The sequence below is a fragment of the Marinobacter sp. SS5-14b genome (assembly GCF_030541005.1).
In the GTDB taxonomy this organism is placed as follows: Bacteria; Pseudomonadota; Gammaproteobacteria; order Pseudomonadales; family Oleiphilaceae; genus Marinobacter.
This window is the reverse complement of the sequence record NZ_JASSVM010000023.1, coordinates 1-5,514: the sequence shown is the minus strand read 5'-3', so window position 1 is coordinate 5,514 and position 5,514 is coordinate 1. Positions and strand designations below refer to the sequence as shown.

Sequence of the window (5,514 nt, the reverse complement as noted above, 5' to 3'; positions counted from 1 at the left end):
ACGGCGTTGGTAGGGCTTGGTTACGCTTACTTCGTTCATGTTAAGTGTCTACTAGACAATAAGTGGACACCATCCTGACGGCGACAGCGTCAGGCTCAAGATGAGTTTACCGGACGGTTACAAAAGGAGCATTTTGTTACGTGAAGCATTAACACTATTGATGGAAATGCCCAAAATATTGCCGCGAAAGCTGAAAATACAACGGACAAAACGCCAACGATACCACCTATGAAAACAAGCACTTTAGGTGCGCGATTATCTCTTACCCAATAGAGTAAAATTAAGAAATATAAGATCCATGCGGGAACGAATAACGGGAAGGCTATTTTAAAAGACATCCATATAGCTATAAAAGATAGGCCAGTGCATAGAAGCGCAGCAATAAGTCTAAATTTCATATGACACCTAACGCCAGCCAGCATGCGCGGCTACGGAATGGAGGCGAAGCCGCAATGTAGTAGGCGTCGCCGTGCCTGGCCTTGTTAGCGACTCCATGGCACCGGGTTATCTCTCCAATCTAGGCCATCGCCCAGAGCATCCTCAGCGGATTTTAAAGCCTCGGAGTGACTACCACCTTGGCCATAAATACCGCAATCCTGACACTCGCACAGATAGAAGGTGTCCTTGATTTTGTAGATATTCAGCGCCTCCAACCCACACTGCGGACATGCATCAACCTGAACAAAAGACCGTTCTTTCTCTGCCTTCCAAGCATTAGCGAGCATCTGCGTGATTTCTGCGCTAGCTGCTGAACGTTCCCCCTCTGCCTCCCGAACTCTTTTGGCTCCTTCTGGGTCGAACTTTCCACCGACATAATTGCCAGGATTCTCTTCAGGAAAATCCTCGAAGTATTCAGACCATTCACCCATTTTTAACCCCTCCTGTGGGTTTGTTTACTGCTCGCTAACGCTAAGGTAACCGGCGCCGGAGCGCCAGCGGAGGGAACCAAAAGCGGTACGCTTTTGGCGTCCGGTTGACCGTATGGTTATGGCTCAACCAGCCAAACTCAGCTGGAAAACACAGCTTTAGTGGCAATGATAAGGCTGTGAGCCTGCATGACAGCATTGCCCAGGTGGGCTGTCTTTCCGGCAACCGCCACCATGAGCGAACGCCGTCGACGCGAACACAACAAGAACCAAACTTAGCATTATTTTTTTCATGGTCATTCTCCAGGATTGAGGTGCTAGCGCACCGTGCAACCTCCATGTTCATTGCCCTCCAACTATCTTGGCACAACCCATAAAATGTAGACGAAATGTACGTAAAGCGCCATAACGACGGATGTTAAGCGGCACTGGCGCCAGCCAGGGTCCGACTTAACGTGTGGTTATACGGACCGTCCTGAAAGACTCTCATGCTCCACCCTACTCACAGACCACTCAACACCCTGCAGACATCCCTGGAAAGCTATCAGGCAAAGGGGCAGCGCGGGCACCGAAGATGCGAAGGCACGGAACAAAGGCGACCACGATTGCCGGTTGATCCGCCTTCCCTCAAGAGCCAAGCCAGACGGATCAAGCCGCGACTTATCCGTCTGGCTTGGCTCTTGAGGGTAGCAGGGAGAGCGCTCAACGGCGATCCGCTCTATTTGTTTTCTTGCAGCCGTTTTCAAAACCAGAAAAAGACTGTTTATACATACAGTATATTCGGGTAACCTTCGGTGAAAGGGCAAGAAAACCCCTTGCACCCTCACCCACCGCTATAACGCTGCCAGCACGCGCGCCTTTGTAGTGGAGGCGAAGCCGCAACGAAAAAGGCGTCGCTGTGCCTGGCCTGGTTATGTGCCGGGACTACGGGGCACACGATTGTAGCGAAAAAACGAAAAGCCCAAACCATACATTACCAAGCAATATCAGAAACTTGATGGCACCGCGAGCAAACGCGGGAATATTCTGATAGCGGTATAAATAGCCAATGACGACCCATTGCGCCGCCAGCCACACAGCTGAGAAATACAAAATTCCTTTGTGGCACTCTATGTCAGAGGCGGTGTAATAGGCATACCACCAACCCAAAACCATACCCGTGGTGAGAAGCACGAGAATCGCGCAAGACAGCAGATTGCGCCAAGGCGGGTACTCCGTGCTTAAAAGCATTTCCTTCGCTTCGGTCAACTTTTCCGTCACTCAAATCCCTTCATGATCTGCCACATAACGCGAAGCTTAGCGGCGCCCTTGCAATGGAGGCGAAGCCGCAATGAAAAGGGCGTCCGGCGGCCATCGGCCGCGTACTACAGCGACTGGTTAGTGGCAGGTAATGACACTGCCTACTACATGGCACTGACCGTGACGGCCTACTCCGTAACCCTGCACCGGCATAAGCCGATGCACTGTAATTGAAAACACCGCCATCGATGCGGTGAACGAACCTGAACTCAAAGGTAGCAGATCCAGACCGAGTTTTCGGCGGACAGCCCCACACGGTGAACACCAAAACCGCTACCAACGCCACCGCCTGCTAAAGCAACCAAACCGAACGCGGATTTTGACGGCCTTGGTGCTCACCAGATTATGCGGGGCTGGCAACCAGGCCCGGCACCAAGGCTACTGGCACGCCGCAGCCAAAAAGGACCGAGGCCACAGCCACTAACGCTGAGGTAACCGGCGCCGGAGCGCAGCGGAGGGAACCAAAAGCGGTACGCTTTTGGCGTCCGGTTGACCGCCTGGTTAATGGCCGTTCACCACCGTGGTTGAGTCTGGAATCAAAGGCCGCATGCCCTCTCCCGGACAACTTGCACCAACTCGACGGATGGCGAAAGGAACCAGAACGCAAACGCTACCCGCCCGATTACTGTTTGAGACGGACGGCCCCGCGACTGGGGCACGCCATGAATACCAACACCGCTGACCATTGCGGCAACCAAACAAGACAGCGAATTTTCCGGCCTTGGCGATCACCAGAGTGAGCGGGCTTACAACCAATCCCGGTGCCAAGGCCTTTGCACCGCACCAGCAAAAACTCATGAATGCCGGGCCAATAACGCCGGTGGTAATGGGCGCCAACGGAGCGCAGCGTAGTTGGTGTCCCGTTGACCACTTGGTTATGCATGTTCCGGCCACATCCCATCCATCATCACTGGGTAGGTGATTGGCTTGTAGTGGGTAAATTCAATGTCTCGAACGTGGGTGAAGTCACTCCAGAGCAACCTCGCCCCTTTCATCCACTGTGATGGCTTAACCCGTTTTTCTATCTTCTCAATTTCTTCGGGCGTGGCTTCACGCATTCGTCCGACCTTGCCGTAAAGTCTCACGCCCGGCGGAGCAACGAAACGGCCTTTGAGCAGAGACCTTAGCCAAAAGAATCGACCGGCGTTGACTGCCATAATGCAAACATTCGGGTTCTGATCGATGTTTTTACCCAAAGCCTCGGCGTAGTGATCAAAAAAGTACCCGCTTTGATCATTACGAAGGAAAACAGTGCCAACTGGCGTGATGTGGGGTGTGCCGTCGGGGTTAACCGTTGCGATCGAGCAGTAAACCGTCGAAGCCTGACCTTGCTCTAAAACTGACTTTACCTTCTTCCAATCGTCCTTGATGTTCATAGTGTCTCCATTTGTGCATAACGCCTGGCTTTGCGGCGTGCCGGAGCGCCAGCGAAGGCGCGTCCGACAACAGCCATTGGTTAGGTCTAGACATGTACGAGCAATGCTGGTGCATACGCGGACCAATAAAGAGCCACTGTACCCGCGAAGCTCACGGAAATTGCGGTCAATGGCAACCATTTGGTTGCGCGGAACAGTGCTGAAAAGGCCAAGCCTAGACATAAAATAGGCAATACCACCCACCACTGAATCGTACGGAAAACGAACTGCGAATAGGCCGTTTGCTCTACACCAAAGCTATACCAGAGTTGCGTAAATGACTTGGCAGCCTCCGGTTGGTTTAGCACATAGATAAAGTAGGACTGCGCAAACACAAAGAAAAGAATGAACAACCAAAAAAACAGCTTCTTCATACGATGACCTAACGCTAAGCACAGCGGCGACCTTGGAGTGGCGACGAAGGAGCCACGGAAAGGGCGTCCGGCGGCCATCGGCCGCGAACTGCTGCGCCTTGTTATAAACTCTATATTACTGAATTGAAGAAATAATTTTATTTCTCACAAGCTCGACTGAGTCCCTATTGTACCCAGCAACCGCAACCATGAGCTTGCTTCGGGTAGGTGATATTTCTATACATTTAACGACGACACGATTTGATCTTACATTCCCGTATATTCCGTATTCATTCTCAACCTGGTTTTCGAGCCCTATGACTTGCAGCGCATATGAGCTTTGTATCTCGCACGCCTCTTTGGATTTGCTCAGATCTTTAAACCAGGACCAAAGCTCAGGCGGCTTTTCCTCAGCGATGGCCGATCCCGATAATAAAAACAAAAGAACTAAAACTGCCCTGTTGATCATGCGAATTTCCCTAATGCTTATAACGCCAATATTAAGCGGCGCCCGACTAGGGCGTCCGGTGGACGGCCGCTAGGCCGGGAACGAACTTGAATGACTGGTTATGTGCTCTGACCCTCGAAATAAGCCCAAAGCTCCTCAAACCCCTGATTGGTACCCGAGAAAAACCCAGTTTTCGGCTTCACTCCGTTAAGCTCAAGAGCAACAGCATTAATCAAAATTTTCCTTCCATCAGCCAGGTGGACTCCCATTCTTCTGGGACCTGCGCCCCCACCTGAGACAAAGAGTTTCTTCACGTCGTCACGAGTGTAGAGGGTACCTTTGTAGTAAAAGCCCTCCTCGGTAACGGTGAGGAGGTGCTTTGAGAAAAAGCCTAGGTGTCTCAGGCTATAAACTTGATCCATTATGCTCCCTGCACACATAACGCGAAGCGCACCGGCGGCCTTTACAGAGCGAAGCGGCGTAAAGGGCGTCCGAGTGCCGCGCATGGTTATGCATTAATGTTCGTTCCCGGAATAGACCCACATGGGCTCCGTTTTTCCGGCTCGCTCGAAACCCATTGCTTTGTAAAATTTGATGGCTTTGCCGTCTGCGGTGAGCATTTGCTGATGAAAGCCGCCGTAGACCCGCTGCATCGCTTCCACGATTTTCCGACCAACACCTTTTCCCTGGTGGTCCGGATGCACCAGTAAGTGAGGATAGTAAACCACCAAACTACCGTCTGAAATTGCGTTACCGAGGCCGACGAGCTCGCCACCAACCCTAGCGGTTACCAAGGTGTGCGAACCACGCAAAGCAGACATCAATTGCTCAGGCTTATCGGCAGATGACCACTGGTTCGAGCGATAAAGAGCGATGACTTCCTGCTCTCGTATCGAGCCGTTGAGTTCAACCTTTACTTCCATGTTCGGCTTCCTGATTTATGCATAACGCCAATGATAAGCGGCGCCCGACTGGGGCGTCCGGTGGAGGCCGCAGGCCGGAACGTACTTAAGGAGGGTCTGATTAACGCCTGATTTATCGCTGAATCGCTTTTCAACTCGAAAAAAAGCCATTCAAGCGCGATTTTGGCGTTATCACCCTCTGTTTTGTTCGATTTTTGCCTATTTCCCGCC

At 51.9% G+C, this 5,514-nt stretch carries 7 protein-coding genes; all 7 read right to left on the bottom strand.

The features are described 5' to 3' along the window. Positions 1-482: 482 nt before the first annotated feature. Complete coding sequence (locus QPL95_RS18265; protein ID WP_036202179.1) at positions 483-869, bottom strand: hypothetical protein; 387 nt, start codon at positions 867-869, stop codon at positions 483-485. A 921-nt stretch (positions 870-1,790) separates the two neighbouring features. Next, complete coding sequence (locus QPL95_RS18260) at positions 1,791-2,126, bottom strand: hypothetical protein (protein WP_303292344.1); 336 nt, start codon at positions 2,124-2,126, stop codon at positions 1,791-1,793. A gap of 914 nt (positions 2,127-3,040) precedes the next feature. After that, positions 3,041-3,541 (bottom strand): pyridoxamine 5'-phosphate oxidase family protein, encoded by a 501-nt coding sequence (locus QPL95_RS18255; RefSeq protein ID WP_029655352.1) that lies wholly within the window; start codon positions 3,539-3,541, stop codon positions 3,041-3,043. An 86-nt stretch (positions 3,542-3,627) separates the two neighbouring features. Beyond that, entirely contained in the window at positions 3,628-3,954 is a 327-nt protein-coding gene (locus QPL95_RS18250; protein ID WP_200367890.1) for a hypothetical protein, read from the bottom strand. A 546-nt stretch (positions 3,955-4,500) separates the two neighbouring features. Continuing rightward, positions 4,501-4,803, bottom strand: a complete 303-nt coding sequence (locus QPL95_RS18245) for a hypothetical protein (RefSeq protein WP_303292343.1) — start codon at positions 4,801-4,803, stop codon at positions 4,501-4,503. Between the two features lie 93 nt (positions 4,804-4,896). Then, positions 4,897-5,304, bottom strand: a complete 408-nt coding sequence (locus QPL95_RS18240) for a GNAT family N-acetyltransferase (protein WP_230834342.1) — start codon at positions 5,302-5,304, stop codon at positions 4,897-4,899. Continuing rightward, the coding region (locus QPL95_RS18235) for a hypothetical protein (RefSeq protein WP_303292342.1) at positions 5,295-5,514 on the bottom strand (220 nt) is incomplete at its 5' end. The genes QPL95_RS18240 and QPL95_RS18235, both read right to left, overlap by 10 nt.

What these genes read in the sequence shown, in the direction of transcription:
- QPL95_RS18265 (WP_036202179.1), bottom strand. Translation starts at nt 869, where the DNA reads ATGGGTGAATGGTCTGAATACTTCGAGGATTTTCCTGAAGAGAATCCT.
- QPL95_RS18255 (WP_029655352.1), bottom strand. Translation starts at nt 3,541, where the DNA reads ATGAACATCAAGGACGATTGGAAGAAGGTAAAGTCAGTTTTAGAGCAA.
- QPL95_RS18250 (WP_200367890.1), bottom strand. Translation starts at nt 3,954, where the DNA reads ATGAAGAAGCTGTTTTTTTGGTTGTTCATTCTTTTCTTTGTGTTTGCG.
- QPL95_RS18245 (WP_303292343.1), bottom strand. Translation starts at nt 4,803, where the DNA reads ATGGATCAAGTTTATAGCCTGAGACACCTAGGCTTTTTCTCAAAGCAC.
- QPL95_RS18240 (WP_230834342.1), bottom strand. Translation starts at nt 5,304, where the DNA reads ATGGAAGTAAAGGTTGAACTCAACGGCTCGATACGAGAGCAGGAAGTC.